At 45.4% G+C, this 17,663-nt stretch carries 16 protein-coding genes; 6 read left to right on the forward strand and 10 right to left on the reverse strand.

The window, feature by feature from the left end; genetic code table 11:
• Positions 1-145 precede the first annotated feature (145 nt).
• Both L0G63_RS00545 and L0G63_RS00550 read right to left on the reverse strand, forming a co-directional pair.
• Positions 146-1,435, reverse strand: coding sequence for an adenylosuccinate synthase (locus L0G63_RS00545; protein ID WP_277077604.1), 1,290 nt, complete (start codon positions 1,433-1,435; stop codon positions 146-148).
• A 147-nt stretch (positions 1,436-1,582) separates the two neighbouring features.
• Positions 1,583-2,875, reverse strand: a complete 1,293-nt coding sequence (locus tag L0G63_RS00550; RefSeq protein WP_301448898.1) for an ATP phosphoribosyltransferase regulatory subunit — start codon at positions 2,873-2,875, stop codon at positions 1,583-1,585.
• A gap of 488 nt (positions 2,876-3,363) precedes the next feature.
• Here L0G63_RS00550 and L0G63_RS00555 point away from each other — a divergent pair, with 488 nt between their 5' ends.
• Entirely contained in the window at positions 3,364-3,753 is a 390-nt protein-coding gene (locus L0G63_RS00555; protein ID WP_058024362.1) for a DUF2237 family protein, read from the forward strand.
• A 93-nt stretch (positions 3,754-3,846) separates the two neighbouring features.
• Positions 3,847-5,061: a magnesium/cobalt transporter CorA gene (gene corA, locus L0G63_RS00560; RefSeq protein WP_301448899.1), complete on the forward strand. Its 1,215-nt coding sequence runs from the start codon at positions 3,847-3,849 to the stop codon at positions 5,059-5,061.
• A gap of 64 nt (positions 5,062-5,125) precedes the next feature.
• On the opposite strand, the gene L0G63_RS00565 is transcribed toward corA, so the two are convergent.
• The gene (locus L0G63_RS00565) at positions 5,126-5,644 is read right to left on the reverse strand and encodes a phosphate-starvation-inducible protein PsiE (protein ID WP_105245016.1); all 519 of its coding nucleotides are present in this window, start codon (positions 5,642-5,644) and stop codon (positions 5,126-5,128) included.
• Between the two features lie 96 nt (positions 5,645-5,740).
• Positions 5,741-6,619, reverse strand: a complete 879-nt coding sequence (folD, locus tag L0G63_RS00570; RefSeq protein ID WP_301448900.1) for a bifunctional methylenetetrahydrofolate dehydrogenase/methenyltetrahydrofolate cyclohydrolase FolD — start codon at positions 6,617-6,619, stop codon at positions 5,741-5,743.
• Positions 6,620-7,044: 425 nt separating this feature from the next.
• Here folD and rluB point away from each other — a divergent pair, with 425 nt between their 5' ends.
• Positions 7,045-7,971 (forward strand): 23S rRNA pseudouridine(2605) synthase RluB, encoded by a 927-nt coding sequence (gene rluB, locus L0G63_RS00575; protein WP_301448901.1) that lies wholly within the window; start codon positions 7,045-7,047, stop codon positions 7,969-7,971.
• Between the two features lie 124 nt (positions 7,972-8,095).
• Here rluB and L0G63_RS00580 read toward each other — a convergent pair whose 3' ends face one another.
• The 3 genes from L0G63_RS00580 to L0G63_RS00590 form a co-directional block, all read right to left on the reverse strand.
• The gene (locus tag L0G63_RS00580) at positions 8,096-8,653 is read right to left on the reverse strand and encodes a hypothetical protein (protein WP_301448902.1); all 558 of its coding nucleotides are present in this window, start codon (positions 8,651-8,653) and stop codon (positions 8,096-8,098) included.
• A gap of 67 nt (positions 8,654-8,720) precedes the next feature.
• Complete coding sequence (locus tag L0G63_RS00585) at positions 8,721-9,416, reverse strand: hypothetical protein (RefSeq protein ID WP_301448903.1); 696 nt, start codon at positions 9,414-9,416, stop codon at positions 8,721-8,723.
• 144 nt (positions 9,417-9,560) lie between these two features.
• Positions 9,561-10,310, reverse strand: a complete 750-nt coding sequence (locus L0G63_RS00590) for a hypothetical protein (RefSeq protein WP_301448948.1) — start codon at positions 10,308-10,310, stop codon at positions 9,561-9,563.
• 179 nt (positions 10,311-10,489) lie between these two features.
• Here L0G63_RS00590 and L0G63_RS00595 point away from each other — a divergent pair, with 179 nt between their 5' ends.
• Complete coding sequence (locus L0G63_RS00595; protein WP_301448904.1) at positions 10,490-11,092, forward strand: LysE/ArgO family amino acid transporter; 603 nt, start codon at positions 10,490-10,492, stop codon at positions 11,090-11,092.
• Positions 11,093-11,199: 107 nt separating this feature from the next.
• Here the strand turns inward: L0G63_RS00595 and L0G63_RS00600 are convergent, their stop codons facing one another.
• The 3 genes from L0G63_RS00600 to L0G63_RS00610 form a co-directional block, all read right to left on the reverse strand.
• Positions 11,200-11,841 carry a MarC family protein gene (locus tag L0G63_RS00600; RefSeq protein ID WP_301448905.1) on the reverse strand — a complete coding sequence of 214 codons (642 nt, stop codon included), beginning with the start codon at positions 11,839-11,841 and terminating at the stop codon, positions 11,200-11,202.
• Positions 11,842-12,061: 220 nt separating this feature from the next.
• Positions 12,062-12,922, reverse strand: a complete 861-nt coding sequence (gene nadC, locus L0G63_RS00605) for a carboxylating nicotinate-nucleotide diphosphorylase (RefSeq protein ID WP_301448906.1) — start codon at positions 12,920-12,922, stop codon at positions 12,062-12,064.
• Between the two features lie 170 nt (positions 12,923-13,092).
• The gene (locus L0G63_RS00610; RefSeq protein ID WP_301448907.1) at positions 13,093-14,124 is read right to left on the reverse strand and encodes a hypothetical protein; all 1,032 of its coding nucleotides are present in this window, start codon (positions 14,122-14,124) and stop codon (positions 13,093-13,095) included.
• Positions 14,125-14,476: 352 nt separating this feature from the next.
• Between L0G63_RS00610 and nadA the strand changes: the two genes are divergently transcribed.
• A complete protein-coding gene (gene nadA, locus L0G63_RS00615) occupies positions 14,477-15,616 on the forward strand; it encodes a quinolinate synthase NadA (RefSeq protein WP_301448908.1) in 1,140 nt (379 codons plus the stop codon).
• Position 15,617: 1 nt separating this feature from the next.
• Complete coding sequence (gene nadB, locus L0G63_RS00620) at positions 15,618-17,609, forward strand: L-aspartate oxidase (protein ID WP_367618343.1); 1,992 nt, start codon at positions 15,618-15,620, stop codon at positions 17,607-17,609.
• Positions 17,610-17,663 lie beyond the last annotated feature (54 nt).

The raw sequence follows: 17,663 nt of genomic DNA on the forward strand, positions 1-17,663 counted from the left end.
TGACTATAACTTGTATAGAAGCAAATTTAGTCAGCATCAATGATAAGTCGTACTACAAGCTTTAATAAGAATAAAAACCCCAATGCTTAGCACTGAGGTTTTTTTATTGATACTACAGACTACTGCATCACAGTAGCCTTAAAAACTACGCATCGTATGGATCACGCAACACGATAGTCTCTTCACGATCAGGGCCCGTTGAGATGATGTCAACTGGGCAACCGATCAAATCTTCGATACGTTTGATATATTTTTTCGCATTTTCTGGTAAGTCGTCATAATTAGTAATACCGACGGTTGACTCACTCCAGCCTTGCATGGTTTCGTACTTAGGCGTTACTGACTCATAGAATTCAGCATCATGTGCGCCGGCACACTCAGTCTCAGGCAGGTTGTAGCCCACACCAATGAGCAATTCTTCAAGACCATCTAGTACGTCAAGCTTGGTCAAGCAAATACCTGACATAGAGTTCAGTACCACTGCACGGCGTAATGCCTCAGCATCAAACCAGCCACAGCGACGCGCACGACCAGTCGTCGCACCAAACTCGTGACCGACTTTGGCTAAGTGAGCACCAACATCATCGAACAATTCGGTTGGGAATGGACCACTACCAACACGCGTGGTATAAGCCTTGGTGATGCCCAATACATAATCTAAGTACAATGGACCGATACCTGTCCCCGTTGACACGCCACCAGCGGTTACGCTTGAGCTGGTCACAAACGGATAAGTACCATGATCGATGTCAAGTAGCGTGCCTTGCGCACCTTCAAACATTAGGTTTTTGCCAGCCAGACGCAATTGGTTAAGGTCTTCGGTGACATCAGTAACCATGCCATTAATCTCATCGCGCCACTCTTGGCAGAGCTTGTACGTCTCATCAAAGTCAATCGCGTCAACTTTATAGTACTCAGTTAATTGAAAGTTGTGATACTCAATCAAGTTACGTAGCTTTTCTTCTAGATCTTCACGGAACAAATCAGCAAGCTTGATCGCACGGCGTGCGACTTTGTCTTCGTAGGCAGGACCAATGCCGCGACCTGTTGTACCGATTTTGCCGCTGCCACGCTTGGCTTCACGCGCTTGGTCAAGTGCTACGTGATAAGGCATGATAAGTGGACAGTTGGGAGAGATACGTAGACGCTCACGTACTGGTACGTTGTTGTCTTCTAACTCTTTCATCTCTTTTAGTAGTGCGTCAGGTGCTAACACCACGCCATTACCGATAAAGCAAGTGACGCCTTCACGCAAGATACCTGATGGAATCAAATGCAAGACCGTGGTTTTGCCATCGACAACCAACGTGTGACCAGCATTATGACCGCCTTGGAAGCGGGCTACTGCTGAGGCTTTTTCGGTAAGTAAATCAACGATTTTACCCTTACCTTCGTCGCCCCATTGGCTACCCAAGACTACAACATTCTTACCCATGATCAATCCTTACCTTTATGTATTGAGGTGTGTGCAATAACAGTTGAAAAACTAAAATGATTTTATTGACTGTATCTTTTTATCTAACGAACAACATAGCGTTTTAATAACTGGTGCTTGATGCGCGTGTGTTTCACAAATGACTCATTAAACCGTTTGCAGTTGCCATTGATTATCAGCAAAAACCAAGCGATGAGTGACATCATTTGGGCTGTCTTGTGCGTCGAGCGGCATGGTAACGCGATAGCCTTGCTGACGTAGACTCTCAACTTGTTGTAAGAGTGTCTGCATCTCATCTTCATTGGCATTATTTATAGCAGCAAAGTCAACTAGTACTGTGGTTGGTGCATCAAGCTGCGTATGCGCCAGCAAGCGGCTGACATCCATACTAAAGCCTGTGGCCGCGCGTAGTGTTTGCGTCTGGCTTTGCATGCCATCAAAACGACCCCCACGTACCAAGGGCTGCGTCTCACTATTGATATAGCCGTTGAACACAATACCTGTGTGATAATGATAGCCTGATAGTTCTGTCACATCGATACTGACTGGGCACTGCCATTGCGTTTCTAAATATGACTTTAGACGCTGTAACTCATCGACAGCCGCTACGATTTGATCGTCTTGCTGCGCGGTATTTGATAATTTGGTCAGTAGATTTGCAATATCGTGACCAAAGCGTGCCAACACATAAAAATCATCGCCCATTGGCAAGTCTCGGCAGACGCGCTTTAGTTCTGGTAGGTTTTTATTGGCGTATAAGTACATCAGCTGCTCAGTAGCAACCTCTGGCAACTCAGCCAATTCGGCTAAGCGCTTAAAGATTGCCACATGACCCAAATCAATATGGAGAGCGGCACTGATGTTTAAGTTATTGACCATCGTAAATAGCACATCTATTAGCTCAATATCTGCTGCCAATGATGCACAGCCAAATATCTCAGCGCCCAGCTGTAACGGGGTTCGTGAGCCAAATAAACCTGATGGCAAGGTATGAATCACATCACCCACATAGCAATAGCGTGCAATGCCCATCCCCCCATGATGCGCATCAATACGCAATATCTGCGGGGTAATATCTGCACGTACACCCATCAAACGACCAGTCAGCTGATCGATAATCTTAAAGGTTTGGCGCTTAAGATCTTCAGATGCATCACTTAGCAAAGATTCAGTAAATTCAATCATCGGCGGGCAAACCAGCTGATAACCATGCGTGATTAGCTGCTCAATCAGTTGATGCCTAAGCACCTCTTGCTTATGAGCATCTTCAAACAAGACATCAACCACACCATCAGGCAACAACCAACTATTGGCAACGTCGCTGCCAAAATTGCTCAAATAAGGCATACCATTAGAGGCAGTGCTGCTCTTAGCAGACTGAGTCGTTTCATTTGTAGAATTTCGCTGGGCAGGTTTTGCAGAATCAGAACTAACAGACACAATAAATCCTTGTTTGGCGTATCGCTGACCAAAAACGCGGTAATGAGGCGGTACTCAAAGGTTGTTTTACCAAGTATTGACGCCATGGGTGTTTATTTTTAACGCGCAACATCATTGACCCAATTATTTATCAACAAACCAGGTAACCGCTAAAGGGTAAATAATAAGTATAATTTGGAATGATAAGACGAGTATCTTTATGCGCTAAAAAATTGCGACAAATAATCAAGGCACTTTATGCTTTAGTTTAGCATAGCACTCAAGGTTCGCCTAGTGACAATTAGCCACAATCGCCATCTAATTCATGTCTGCCTACAGCTTATTAGCGCGGTCAATGCAGTAACTAATGAGCCCTTATTTGTCTCAGTATTCGGTGGATTCTACTAGCGTTTATTTTTTGTTATATAGAGGTTGATGAGTACCCTAACAGCAGGGTTTTTGGCACATACTCGTGGTACACTAACCCATATTTTTATCTCGGAAGCCTTATGTCATCTGATTACCACCCAAATCCTGCCATCAACCAGACCAATGTCTTAGGTACAGCGCTTGCCAGCTGCTGCTTTGATCCCATTACTGGCTATTATCGTAACGGCTTTTGTCATACGGGCAATCATGATGTCGGTCAACATACCGTGTGTGCCAAGATGACCAGTGAGTTTTTAAACTTCTCAGCCAGTCGTGGCAATGACCTTATCACCCCTTTGCCTGAATACAATTTTGCGGGTCTCAAGCCTGGTGACTACTGGTGTATCTGCGCACTACGCTGGGTTGAAGCGCTAGACTTTGATATTGCACCTCAGATTAAGTTAGAAGCTTGTCATGAGAGCCTCTTGGCACTGGTAGACATCGACACACTAAAAAGCTATGCGCTGTAAAAGGTGGCTCGTAGCTAAAAACAATAAAGAGTAGTAGCTGCGCTTAAAACCCGTTTAGGTTATTGCAGTTTTTATGATATGACAGGAGGGTGTATGGAAAACGACAATAACCAATTAATCAAAAAAACGGCTCATATTACCCCCAACTCCAACATGAGTCATGTCTATGCCACAATGAATGACAAGCATCTCTATTTAGATGATGATGACAGCTATATCTATGGCGACGTTGATGCCACAACTGAGGACACTATTGAGACCATGACGGTCTATGATCCTGATTCTGAGCGCTACGAAGACATTGATTCATCAAGTAAAGATGAGGTGGTTAATTGCTACGCTTACTCGCGTAAAACCGGCGAACGTCTAGATAAAGTGGCACTTACCGATGTGAGCCGTGCTCTTAGCAATAACGGTCAATTTATTTGGCTCGGTCTCTACGACCCAAGCCTAGAAACCATGGTAAAAGTCAAAGACGCTTTTGATCTGCATGAGTTGGCGGTTGAAGATGCGTTTGCCGATCACCAGCGTGCCAAGGTCGAAAACTATGACAATGATATGGTCTTTGTGGTGCTACGTACCGCCAAGCTCGAAGACAATGTCATTCGTTATGGTACGACTGCGATATTTATGGGCAAAAACTATCTGATTACGATTCGTAATGGTCCATCAAACTCTTATGCCCCTGTACGCGAGCACTGTCACCGCCGCCCCGAAAAGCTGCGTATGGGCCCTATTTTTGTGCTACACGCCATACTTGATTTTATCGTTGATAACTATATGCCAATCACCGATCGATTGGGTCGATATTTGCGGGAGCAAGAGCGCTATGTCTTTACCTATGAGTTCGATAAAGGCACATTAAAAAACCTATATCAGCTCAAGTCACAGCTGGTACATATGCGTGCCATTATCTTACCTGTGCAAGATATCTGTAGCTTTTTTATCAATCATAAAAAGAGCGAAATGGTCTCTGGCTTCTCTCAAGCAGCCAAGCCATATTTCCGTGATGTCAATGATCACCTCTTGCACTCATTGGATGCCATTAACGGTCTGAATGAGATGCTAAGTGTGGTCATGAATACCTATATGGCCATGGTCAATATGGGACAGAACGAAGTCGTTCGTAAACTTGCCGCCTGGGCGGGTATCCTTGCCGTCCCAACCGCTATCGCTGGCATTTATGGAATGAACTTTGATTTTATGCCAGAGCTGCATTGGAAACACGCTTACTTCGTTATTATGATTATCATCATCGCGTTGTGTAGCTTCTTGTATTACAACTTTAAGAAACTCAAATGGTTGTGATAACTCATTCATACATAAAAAAAGGCTACCAGTGGTAGCCCTTTTTTGTGCTGATTGTGCCTTATTACTCACGGCGGTGCTTGGTATGGCTGTCTGGAGCTTGCGCATTGTCAGGCAGCATGGCATTGACCGTTAAATTTGCATACTGTCTATCAAGATTGTCCTCTGGACGACCAAAGGTTTTTGCCGTCCAAGTCAATATGACAATAGCACCACTCAATAGCATGATTGCCACAGAGATCGTTGCCAATAGCCATAGATGAAAATAATCTGACACTGCCTGCACATCAACGACCAGATGTCGCGACAATGCGGTGATGGCGATAAATATCAAAAACTGTACGGGCAATCGATGGGTTTTAAAATAAATCCCTATCATAGCGAGTAGCTCAAGATAAATGAACAGCATCAAAATATCTTTTAGATCCGCTGAGCCTTTTTGGACAATATAAATGAACTCTTTACCTGCCGTCCAGACCACCACCACACTGATTAAAAATAAAATAACGTAATGACAGACATCGACAAACTCTCTACCAATACCTTGTAGTCGCTCATGAATACCTACGTCTTTTTTAGCCATTTTTAGATCCTATCAACGAAGAGGTGGTTGATTTGCCTGACTCTATCAATCAGGCCCCTTTATCTATCGGCAATCAGCACTCACATGACTATCTTTTTAGTTAATACCCAAACCTGCTGATTTTTCAGCCGCATCGACTGTCTGGCGAATAAGCGTGTTGATGGTCATTGGGCCGACACCGCCTGGCACTGGTGTATACGCGCTAGCAATGTTTTCCATGCCTTGCATTTCGATATCGCCAACACCGCCATTGTCGGTGGGATGAAAACCTGCATCAACGACTACTGCGCCTGATTTGATCCACGCGGCTTTGATCAGCTCAGGCACACCCACAGCACCAACTACAATATCGGCACGCTTAATATGAGACTCTAAGTCTTGCGTTCTTGAATGACAGATAGTCACCGTACAGTTCGCATTCAATAGCATCATCGCCATTGGTTTACCCAAAATGGTGCTACGCCCGACTACGACCGCCTCTTTACCCGAAAGCTCAATATTGTAATGCTCTAATAGGTGCATAATGCCCTGCGGTGTGCAAGAGCCATAAGCGGGCTGCTGCATCGCCATACGACCAAAGCCAAGACACGTCACGCCATCGACATCTTTTGCCAAGTCGATCTGTTCAAAGCACGCACGCTCATCGATATGCTCAGGGACGGGATGCTGTAGCAAAATGCCATGCACATCTGGATTGCTGTTCAATTCATCTATCTTGGCCATGAGCTGCTCTGTGGTGGTAGCACTTGGCATCTCAACGCGTATCGAGTCCATACCAACACGGCGACAGGCGTTGCCTTTCATACGGACATAAGTGGCAGAGGCTGGATCATCACCAACCAATATCGTTGCAAGGCTTGGGGTGCGCCCAGTCTTATCCTTGATCGTATCCACGCGCGCGCGTAGATCCTGTTCTATTTGTTTGGCAAGTGCTTTGCCGTCCAAAACGGTAGCAGACTCTTGGGCAATAGACATAGTAACTCCAATAGAGGGTACGATATAAAAAATAAAGACAGCGCGCGCAAGTACTTTGCATGCCTGTCTTTTGCTTCGTCAACCTTTGACTAATAATAATATTGTACCTGTGTACGCGGCAAAATCCTAGCGTAAGATAAAGCCAAAATATTGATACGCTTTTTAATAAGTGACTGGCAAGAGAAGAGGTATTTGTAGATAGCTCTCTTACCGTCTTTAAAAAAACAACACGGCTATCGCTACCCTTTTTAGAGCACTCTTTCTTAAAATAGATAACCCAAACGCGAATTTTCTAATAAATATTGGTTTGAGTCATCATCGACAGTAAGCAGTTGTTTACGTGCTAATTTTGTTAAAATAGCGTAGAATAGGCGCTCTATTTTTTTACATTGAGAAATGTAACCCACCGACTCAAGGAGCTTCAGATGAAAGATGAAAAATTGCAAAAAGCGCTAGCCCGTATGGGGCTAGGTTCACGCCGTCAGATGGAAGAAGTCATTAGATCAGGCCGCGTGTCTGTCAATAATGCGCCTGCAACCATTGGTGATCGCGTGCAGCAAGGTGATGAGATTCGAGTTGATGGTCGTCAGATCAAATACACCGCCGAAAATGAGAAGCGTCGCCGAGTGATCGCTTATTATAAGCCTGAAGGTGAAGTCTGCTCAGCAAAAGACCCAGAAGGTCGTCCTACTGTGTTTGAGCGTTTGCCAAAACTGACTCATGACCGCTGGGTGATGGTTGGCCGCCTAGATATCAACTCAACTGGTCTATTGTTATTTACCAATGACGGTGAAATGGCGCATCGCTTGATGCACCCATCAAGTGAAGTCACACGTGAATATGCGGTACGTGTCTTGGGTGAGGTCACCCCTGATATCGCTCGCAACTTGACCGCTGGTGTCATGCTAGAAGATGGAATGGCACAGTTTGACGATATCAAAGAAGGCGGCGGCGAAGGCGTTAACAAGTGGTATCACGTCCAGCTCAAAGAAGGTCGTAACCGCGAAGTACGTCGTTTATTCGAGTCTCAAGGTCTAAAAGTCAGTCGTCTACTACGTACACGTTATGGCACGATTTCTTTGCCAAAAGAATTGCGTACTGGTCGTTTCTTAGAGCTTGATAAAAAAGAGATCAATACGTTAACAGATTTGGTAAGCTTACGCCCACGCTACGGTACAGGTCTACACGGCGCTGCCAAAGAGAAGCAAGAGCGTATCAAAAATAAGCCGCTTAAGGCACGTCGCATAGATACGCGTAGCGACAACCGTAAAAGCAGCGCAAAGCCTAAAAGTAGCGCCAGCCCTGCAAGTCGCGGGACACGCAACACCCGTGATCGCAATAACAAACGCTAATTCACGCTACCCTTAAGAGTCTTATAGTCTCAGACTCATTATAAAAAGCGGCCAAAGATTATAAATCTTTGGCCGCTTTTTATGTCCGACTTTTATATCCAGTATAAAAACTGAGTGTTGCCTTCTACTGATCATGACTGTCGATATAACGATCCATCACGCGCAGGTCCTGTAGATGCTGTCCTTCTATTTGTGCCAGCAATCCATCCAAACGCTGCTCGATATTGTCTAGCATTTTTTGCAATAAGGCATCGGCTTCAAGTTTTTTCTCATCACGCACACCATTGTCATTGGTATTGAAGCTTATGAAATGATGATGACTGGCTAGCATGTCAGGGAGTCTGGTTTGCAGCATTTTATTCAATAAAAACTGTTGTTCTGTCACCGCTGGCGTTTGGTTTTGCGTATGTATGGCATGCTGATAGGCTTGGTAGCTACTCACTTTTTTATCTATCCGTTGTAATTGCCGTAGCTGCTCATCTGATAAGCTTTTTAAGTGACTTTGGTTTACATTAAGCTGCTGCCAATTTAGCACAGACAATGACAGCGGCGCCCTATCATCTTGATAAGTGAGTACACCTGGGGTAATGCCAACTGCCTTGTGTAGCGCATACCAAGCTTTTTTACCCAAATAAAAGGTCGTGACGGTTGTGACGATGCCGACACCTATTAATATACTCATGACTGCTCGCTACTCATCATTCAACCCTACGTATTGTGCCGCGTTGGCACACACCGCTTGATGTCATCTATTGCTCAATTTTCACATCAGTATTATTGGTATTAGAGATTTTGTTGACGGCATTATGGGTAGCAGCGCTGTTTGATGTCGGTGCTTCGATAGCCTGTGTATTCTCATTGAGACGATCCAATGGCTGCATTGTTGACTCTGCATTTGGATGATCAAAACGCACCTGCAGATAACGATTGGTCGCGAGCAGCTTTTGCCCATCTTCGTGGTATGAGGCATTGAGTAAGTCATCAAACTGTGTGTTGATCGTCTTAAGTACTTCTAACAATGCTTGTTTACCAGTGACATCTGAATGCTTGATTTTGGTCGTATCGGCACGCGCCCCATCTGTCACATCCAAATCATGCAAGCGGCGATAGTCTGCCACGGCTTGCGGGATGTGCTTATCCATCAAATTTTGGATCATGATATAGGTTTCATTGATGGTGTCTTTATCGTCTATTTTGCCGTCATTATTGGTATCGCCATAAATCAAGCGGAGTTTTTTGCCTTTTCGATTGATTTGCTCAAGTGCAATTTTGACATCAGCTGGCAAGCTTTTCTCTGGTATATAGCCCAGTTGCGGCATGGCAGTATATTCCAGCATTTTGGGTGCCGTAACTTTTTTGATACCGAGATACCCCAGATATAACCCAGCGGCTGGTAGCACTCCGTATAGTACAAACATCACTAGCATGGCAGTCACTTGGGTCATCAGAGCATCCTTCTTATTTGAGAATCGGTCTTATTGTTTGGCATTGGTTTTATTAAACAAAAAAATAAGGCTCTATTAAAGCCCTATATTGTTATACATTGAGTCTGCACTGTTTTTGGATAACCTTTTATTTTATAAAATACGCTAGCTTTGCGTGCGGCTCTTGACATAACGATGGGTTGAGGCAAGACGATTTAAAACGGTTTGATGCAGCTCATCTAATAGCTCATCAAGCTCATAATCAACTTCTAAAAACAAATCGGTCAACATATCACCTGCGGTCATTTTTCCCTGAACCATATTGTTTTTGGTGCGATGCGGACTAAAGCGCTGCAGCTGCTCGTAATGATGTAGCGCTTCTGGGATGCTCTCGGACACGAGCTTGTCAATGACAAACTGACGTTCATTATGTTGCTGCTGCTGTTGCTCGTTTAGCTCACTACTCCACTCACGATAGCGTTTTAGCTTGCCATTGATACGGTCTAATATCGCAACGGCTTCGATGGGCATGGCGTTTAGGGTGGCCTCATCAACCACATCAACAAGCTCAGTCATAATCGGACAACGTCCATGTTTGAGATACCACAAGGTATCTGGATCAAAAGGTGGTCTATTGGTCGGTTGCATTTGGGCGCGATTGGACAAATAGCGATCAGTCAGCGGGGTTGATGAGTGAATATCGTTCACTTGCGCCAATGCATCACGTATACGGTCTACCCGCTCAGGTGGCGTTAATGCAGCACGCTCGTGATTTGATTGAGTGCCGTCATTATTATGATGGATATCGACATTATCACTATCATTATCCATGTGCTGACTGGCACCTATTTCCTGCGCATTGTTGGCAGCTAGCGTTGGTAGGTCATCTTGCGCTTGCCCAAATGACTTTAGCATTCTTGTCAAACTAACGACCATGACTTGCTCTGCCCCTCGTTCGATACCTGCAATCTGTGCTCATATTGCATACCTTCATTCAATAGCGTATCTTAACAGGTTTTTGCTGACCTGCCAGTACGCAAAGTGTCAACATTCCTACCCTCCATACTTACTCTGTCAATGCTAAGCCCCGTATTATGAATACTTCCGATTATCTCTCTGGTTTTTTGCTTGGGTTATCGCTCATCATCGCCATTGGTTCTCAAAATGCCTTTGTACTCAAACAAGGCCTTAAGCGCGAGCACATATTTTTTGTTTGCCTGTTTTGCGCGGTGAGCGACGCGCTCTTGATATCAGCAGGCGTTGGTGGATTTGGTGCGGTCACCGCACGCTATCCGCATGTGATCGATATTGCAAAAATAGCAGGGGTTTTATTTTTGTTGGGTTATGGCTTACAGAGTTTGTATGCCAGTGTGCGCGTATCTCATGCGCTGACGGTCGAGGGACAAGTGGTGAGTAGCTTAAAAAAAGCGCTGCTGCTCTGCTTTGGCTTTACGTGGCTAAACCCGCACGTCTACTTAGATACATTGGTGCTCGTTGGGATGGTTTCAACTGGCGCTGCTAGCAAACTTACCTTTGCCATTGGGGCAATTAGCGCCTCATTCTTTTTCTTTTTTGCGCTCGGTTACGGTGCACGCTTACTGAGGCCGTTATTTGAAAAGCCAAAAGCATGGAACATACTCGATGCGCTGGTAGGACTACTGATGTTGTATTTGGCTTGGCATTTGTATCAAAGCTAAGAAGCGCTAGGCGTTAAATTAAGAGGCCATTATCAGCTATCTGATACGGCCTCTTAACTCAATTATTAGGATTTTAAATGCTCAATATTATAGACAGAATAAATAGCTTAGATTAAAGCAGGAAACAGCGTACGCAGACCGCTAACGATAATCTCGATAGACACGGCTGCCAATAGCATACCCATGATTCGGCTCATGATGTTAAGACCAGTATCACCGAGCAAGCGGCTGATACGTCCTGCTGCCATCAATGCCAAATAGCAGAACATACTGATTAACAGACCTGCAATGATGATGGCAGACAACTGCAATATACCTGACACTTGCGAGGAATAAATAATAACGGTAGAAATACCACCTGGTCCAATCATCATCGGTATCGCAATGGGGACCACTGCTGAGGCCATCGTCGGCGGTGCATCTTGCACGTGGTCGACATCGAAGTTCTCTTGATCAGGCTTAACAGGGTTGCCTTCACCGTTCATCATATTTAATGAAATCAAGAACACCAATATCCCACCCGCCAGTTGAAACGAACCGATAGAGATACCTAGTGCTTTTAGTAAGGTCTCACCCGCCACCGTAAAAAAACTGATGGTGATAAAAATGGTCAGACAAGCAACACGCGCAACTTTGCGTCGATTGTTCATCGAATAGCCGCGAGTCAAATCCAAGAACAACGTCAATGCGCTAAATGGATTGATCAATACCATAAAGGCTAGGATTATCTTGATAATTTCAGTATTCACTGAGCGCTCGCTTGTCTATTGATACCACTGGTGCAAAAAGATAAGGCCATCGTGCGAGTGCGACGATGACCCAATAGGCAATTCATAATAGCATTGTAACATAGGCAGATAAGCGAGTTAAATCATTAACTTTGCTCGGTTACCCTTCTATGTCATCTTGGCGAGAAATCCAGCGAATATAAAAAGCGGCGGCTCAGGTTAAGCTGAAATAATTGATGGCCTATGCACTAAAATCTAAGCCAATATCCAAAGCGGTAGTACTGTGCGTTAGGTAGCCCATCGCGATAAAATCAACCCCTGTACTGGCGGCGGCTCGTACCGTTTCAGGCGTAATACCACCGGATGCTTCAGTCTTTGCGCGACCTTTACACATAGCCACCGCTTGCGATAAGATTTCTGGCGACATATTGTCTAGCAATACCAAACTCACACCCGCCTCTAGCGCCTGCTCTAATTGCTCTAGTGTATCGACTTCAACCTCTATAGGAATCAGATGCCCAGCAAAGTTTTGCGCTTGCTCGATAGCCGTCTTTATATCACCGGCAATGGCGATATGATTGTCTTTGATTAAAATCGCATCATCCAGTCCCAAACGATGATTGCGACCGCCACCGCAGCGTACCGCGTATTTTTGTACAATACGCAGACCTGGAATAGTCTTACGCGTACAAGTAATTTGTGCCGGATATTGCGCCACGCTATCGACGATCTGGCGGGTCGCGGTCGCAATACCGCTAAGATGCGTCATGAAGTTTAATGCTGTACGTTCTGCTGTGAGCAGATGGCGTGCATTACCTTTTACAGTAGCCAATACGGCACCAGCGGCGACTGTTTCGCCATCCTGCACTTGAGCCACAAACTCAATGTTTGCATCAACTAAGGCAAAAGACAACCGCGCCAAATCCATACCGCATATCACACCTGATTGCCGCGCCTTAATTTGCAGTTGTGCTTGCATATCTGCTGGGATAGTGGCTTGCGAGGTGACATCACCACGCCTGCCCAAATCTTCCGCTAGCGCATCTTCTACCAAAGGTTTAAGCAATACGTCATCCAATACTGGCTCTTTTTCAATTGTCATGTTTGACCCTTATGTAGGCGTAATATGAATAAAAACGTCTAAATATTTAAACTCAAAATGAGCATAAATATAGCGTAAAGTTGACGCTCCTGCAAGGGAAGGTGAAAAAGTTTTTATTGAGCAAGTCGATTTCTATATGAAATTGATCTAGCTGTATTTGTTAGTAGCAATTATTTACGCTTAGGAAGTTTGCTGTCCATCAATAAGCTTTGTAGCTCGATATCATGGCGAAAACGATAGAGTTTGGCGGGGCGACCACGCTGAGCACTACTACTCTCTCCTGTCTCCATCACAAGATTCTGAGATTCCAGCAAACGGCGAAAGTTTTGTTTGTGCAAGCGTATGCCTGATAAGGCCTCAACACTTTGCTGCAATTGGGATAAAGTAAACACATCTGGCATCAACCCAAAGATAAGCGGTCGATATTCAATCTTGGCGCGTAGTCTGGAGATAGCGGTGGCAATCACGCGGCGATGATCGTAATACATCGGTATGCCGATACGCTGAGACCAGTCGCTTGGCAGCTCAACCGTTTGGTAATTAGGCGGATAATTGGGCGCTTCTGGTATCAGTCCTGCTTCATACAGCATCTCGTAGCGCAGCAGCACATGCTCTGCGATCCATTCTGTGCTTTCATCAGCCTTATCGCCAACTGGTTCAGTTTCTATGAACTCGCTATCTGTCAAAAACTCTTCGCTAAGTCCCCAACACAAACCAATACGCTGACGCCGGCGCTGCCGGGCAATAGAGTCTTCGGCGGTATCTGCCCACTCTAAGAGCATAGGAACGATAAAGTCGGTAATAATACTGGGCATACCATCCAAATGATTTTCCCACGGGAAATAATCATACCAATCTCGCCATAGCGCTTGGCTTTGCAATGCCTGCATTTGAGTTTCTTGTACCAAACCAAGGTAGCTGACGTACACCAATGCATGACCATCAACATTACGTCTGTTGGTATCGACAAAGGTGTATAACTGCTCCAAATACCCAAGCGGTTGCTGCGTTTGCTCTTCTACCCATTGACGCACGCCTGCCTGTAGCGAGCGATGTAATGGCATAAGCGGCCCATTTGGCAGCAGCTTACCTTGGTCAACGGTTAGGACACGAGCGATATGATCGGTAATCGCGACCAATACGGCAACCACTTCTGTCGTGCCGCTACCTTGCTGGTGCGCATGTGAATAAGACAACGTCATAATTTAGGGGATTATCCTATCTGTATAAAGTGTGATGAGTGGACTATCAATGCTGATAATAATAAGACTCAGTATAACGTGAATCTTGAAATATCATAGTCTGGCGTTGTAATCAGACAACATCAAACTGGTCCTTCTACTATCAAAGATGGTGCAGAGACATGCTAGAGAATCTCTATCACATAACCAAGAATAAATGATGACAACAGAGGAAATAAATCAGTAAACCTATAAAAAACACTTGTATTTATACTCAAAATGAGCATAATTAAAGACCAATTAAATTTATTTAACCAAACATCTTGTTTTAGCACACCCATTTATCACTATAGCGCCAACAGAGGTTGCCATTATGAAAAGTTATCCTTACGACGCACCCATCATGAGTACCGACAACCGTATTGCTACTCAAATGAACATCGACTATGCCAGAGCAAAAATACCAACAGATTTGCCACGTGCTGAGCGTTTGGTGGTTGAAGAGAACATCAAAAAACTCTTAAAAGACAATAACGCCGTACTCGTTGCACACTACTATGTCGATCCTTTTATTCAAGACTTAGCCCTCGCGACAGGTGGCTGCGTCGGTGACTCGCTTGAGATGGCACGGTTTGGACAAGCTCATAGCGCCCAGACTCTAGTCGTCGCGGGTGTACGCTTTATGGGCGAATCGGCAAAGATTTTAAGTATGGAAAAAACCGTGCTCATGCCAGATTTAGAAGCAGAATGTTCGCTCGACTTGGGTTGCCCTGCTGACGAGTTTTCCGCATTTTGTGATGCCCATCCTGAGCGTACCGTGGTCGTTTATGCCAATACCAGCGCCGCGGTAAAAGCGCGCGCCGACTGGGTTGTGACATCATCGGTCGGTATCGATATCGTCCGTCATTTGCATGCGCAAGGTGAGCCGATCATTTGGGGACCTGACCGTCATTTGGGCAAATACATCGCTCGTGAGACGGGTGCAGATATGCTGCTTTGGCAAGGGTCTTGCCTCGTGCATAATGAGTTTAAAGCCACTGAATTGCTGCAATTAAAAGCCGAACATCCAGAAGCCAAGGTCTTGGTACATCCTGAGTCGCCCGATAGCGTGGTGGCACTTGCTGATGTTGTTGGCTCAACCAGTAAACTGTTGCAATCAACGTATGAGATGGATGCTGACACCTTTATCGTTGCAACTGACCTCGGCATATTGCATGAAATGCAAAAACACTCACCTAACAAACGCTTTTTAGCCGCGCCTACCGCTGGTGAAAGCGCGAGCTGTAAGAGCTGTGCCTTTTGTCCTTGGATGGCGATGAATGGCCTAAAAGGTATCGAGCAATGCTTGACCAATAACAGCGGTGAGGTACTAATTACGCCTGAGCTTGCCGCCGCCGCTAGAAAACCCTTACAACGCATGCTTGATTTTGCTGAATCACAAAAGCAACGTGTGGCCGCCAGTGGCGATATCGTCCAAGACCGTGCATTGTTTGCCAATGTTGGGGCAGCCTAGCATGAGTCAGCCGCACTCAGCCAATCAAACCCGTACCACCATCCCTGATAACTGTATTCCTGATAACTATAGGAGTAGTCGCATGAGCCATATTGTCAAAACTGACGTCCTTATCATTGGCGCTGGACTGGCAGGCTTGAGTACAGCGTTATCGCTACCAAAGTCACTGAATATCACGGTTTTGAGTAAAGCGGCGCTTGAGGTTTGCTCAAGTCACTATGCTCAAGGCGGCATTGCCGCTAGCCTAGACAAAGATGACTCTGTGTCTGACCATGTTGCTGATACCTTAGTGGCTGGTGCAGGGCTTTGCACACCTGACAATACTGCCCGTATCTTGGGTGCAGGACAGCAAGCGGTTCAGTGGCTATGTGCGCAAGGTGTCCCTTTTACGCAGAACTCACCTAACGCTTTGGATAATATAGACGCACAGGATTTCTCTCAGTTACAGACCAGCGACTTGCATTTAACAAAAGAAGGCGGTCACGGCTGTAGACGCGTGGCACATGCAGACGATGCGACGGGTCGACACGTGATGGATGCATTGACCATCAAAGTACAAGCTGCTACCAATATCACTATCTTGACTTATCATGAAGCGCTTGAGTTACTGACATTGCCTATAACGAGCAGTCAGCCTTTTTTTACAGATGGTAGCGATGCTAAGCATTGCCGAGGCGCGCTTGTCTTTGATCATATCAATGGGCGCCCGCTCACCTTTCATAGTCGTGCAGTGGTACTGGCTAGTGGTGGATTGGGTCAATTATTCAAGCGTGCCAGCGCGCCTAATGTCTGCGTCGGTGATGGCGTGATGATGGCATGGCAAGCAGGCTGCCGCTTGGCAAACTTGGAATTCATTCAGTTTCACCCAACAGGCTTAGCGCTAGATGACAGCAGCTTTTTGATATCTGAGGCACTGCGCGGTGAAGGGGGACGACTCTATTGTCCGCAAACTGGGGTCCGCTTTATGTTAGAGGTAGACCCACGGGCGGAGTTAGCGCCGCGCGATATCGTTGCTCGGGCGATAGCCACACAGATTAATAACAATGGACTTGGCTACGTGCATCTTGATGTCAGTCACTTAGCCACAGACTTTGTAAAAGCGCATTTCCCGCAGATTTACCAAACGCTATTAACGCTTGGGATTGATATCACGACAGATCCTATTCCAGTTGCCCCGACGGCGCATTATAGTTGTGGCGGCGTGGTGACTGATGCCAATGGATTGACGGATGTACCAGGACTTTATGCGACTGGTGAAGTGGCTTATACGGGGCTACACGGAGCAAATCGCTTAGCAAGTAATTCGTTGTTGGAGTGCGTGGTGGTTGGTCGCCATATTGCAGCCCACTTGCCTCAGTATGTCGCCCGTTTAGCAAACGCAGAGAAGATGAATAATGATGCTTATCGTGACATAAATCAATCCGTCATTGAATCTTGGTCAGTGCCTACGCTCACAGATGCGCAGTCAATTATTTTGACTGATACGTTATTTACAGCCTCCGAATATGACAATGATGATAAGGATGACAAGCTATCTGGCTCTGAGGTGGACATGACCAAAATTACTGCTGCACTAAAAGCACTCATGACAGCCAATATGGGTATCACCCGTAGCGCCAGTCAATTAGAGCAAGCACTAACCCAAATACAAAAGTGGCAAGATTCGCTTGCCAGTACTGAGCTTGGACAACAAAATATCATTAAAAATGACAGCCCCACGAACATACATGAGCTGGCATATTTTCAATTAACCAGACAGCTTGAATTAGCGACTTTAATTATTCAGTCTGCTTATCAGCGTATGGAGAGTCGCGGCGGTCATTATAGACAAGACTATCCAAACTTAGCGAGCAAACCTTTGACCAGTGTCATTGAGCCGCCCTCGCTGACCGCATTTGCTACTATTGACGATATAGACACAACAGCCCATATAACAACAGCGGATGTGCAAAAAATAACTGTACCACCTTTAGCCATGCGGATGTCCGGTTAATATCAGCTAATACCATATAGTTTATCAACTATAGTTAGGATTAAAGAAGCATTT

Source organism: Psychrobacter sp. (assembly GCF_030454045.1).
Classification (GTDB): Bacteria; Pseudomonadota; Gammaproteobacteria; order Pseudomonadales; family Moraxellaceae; genus Psychrobacter.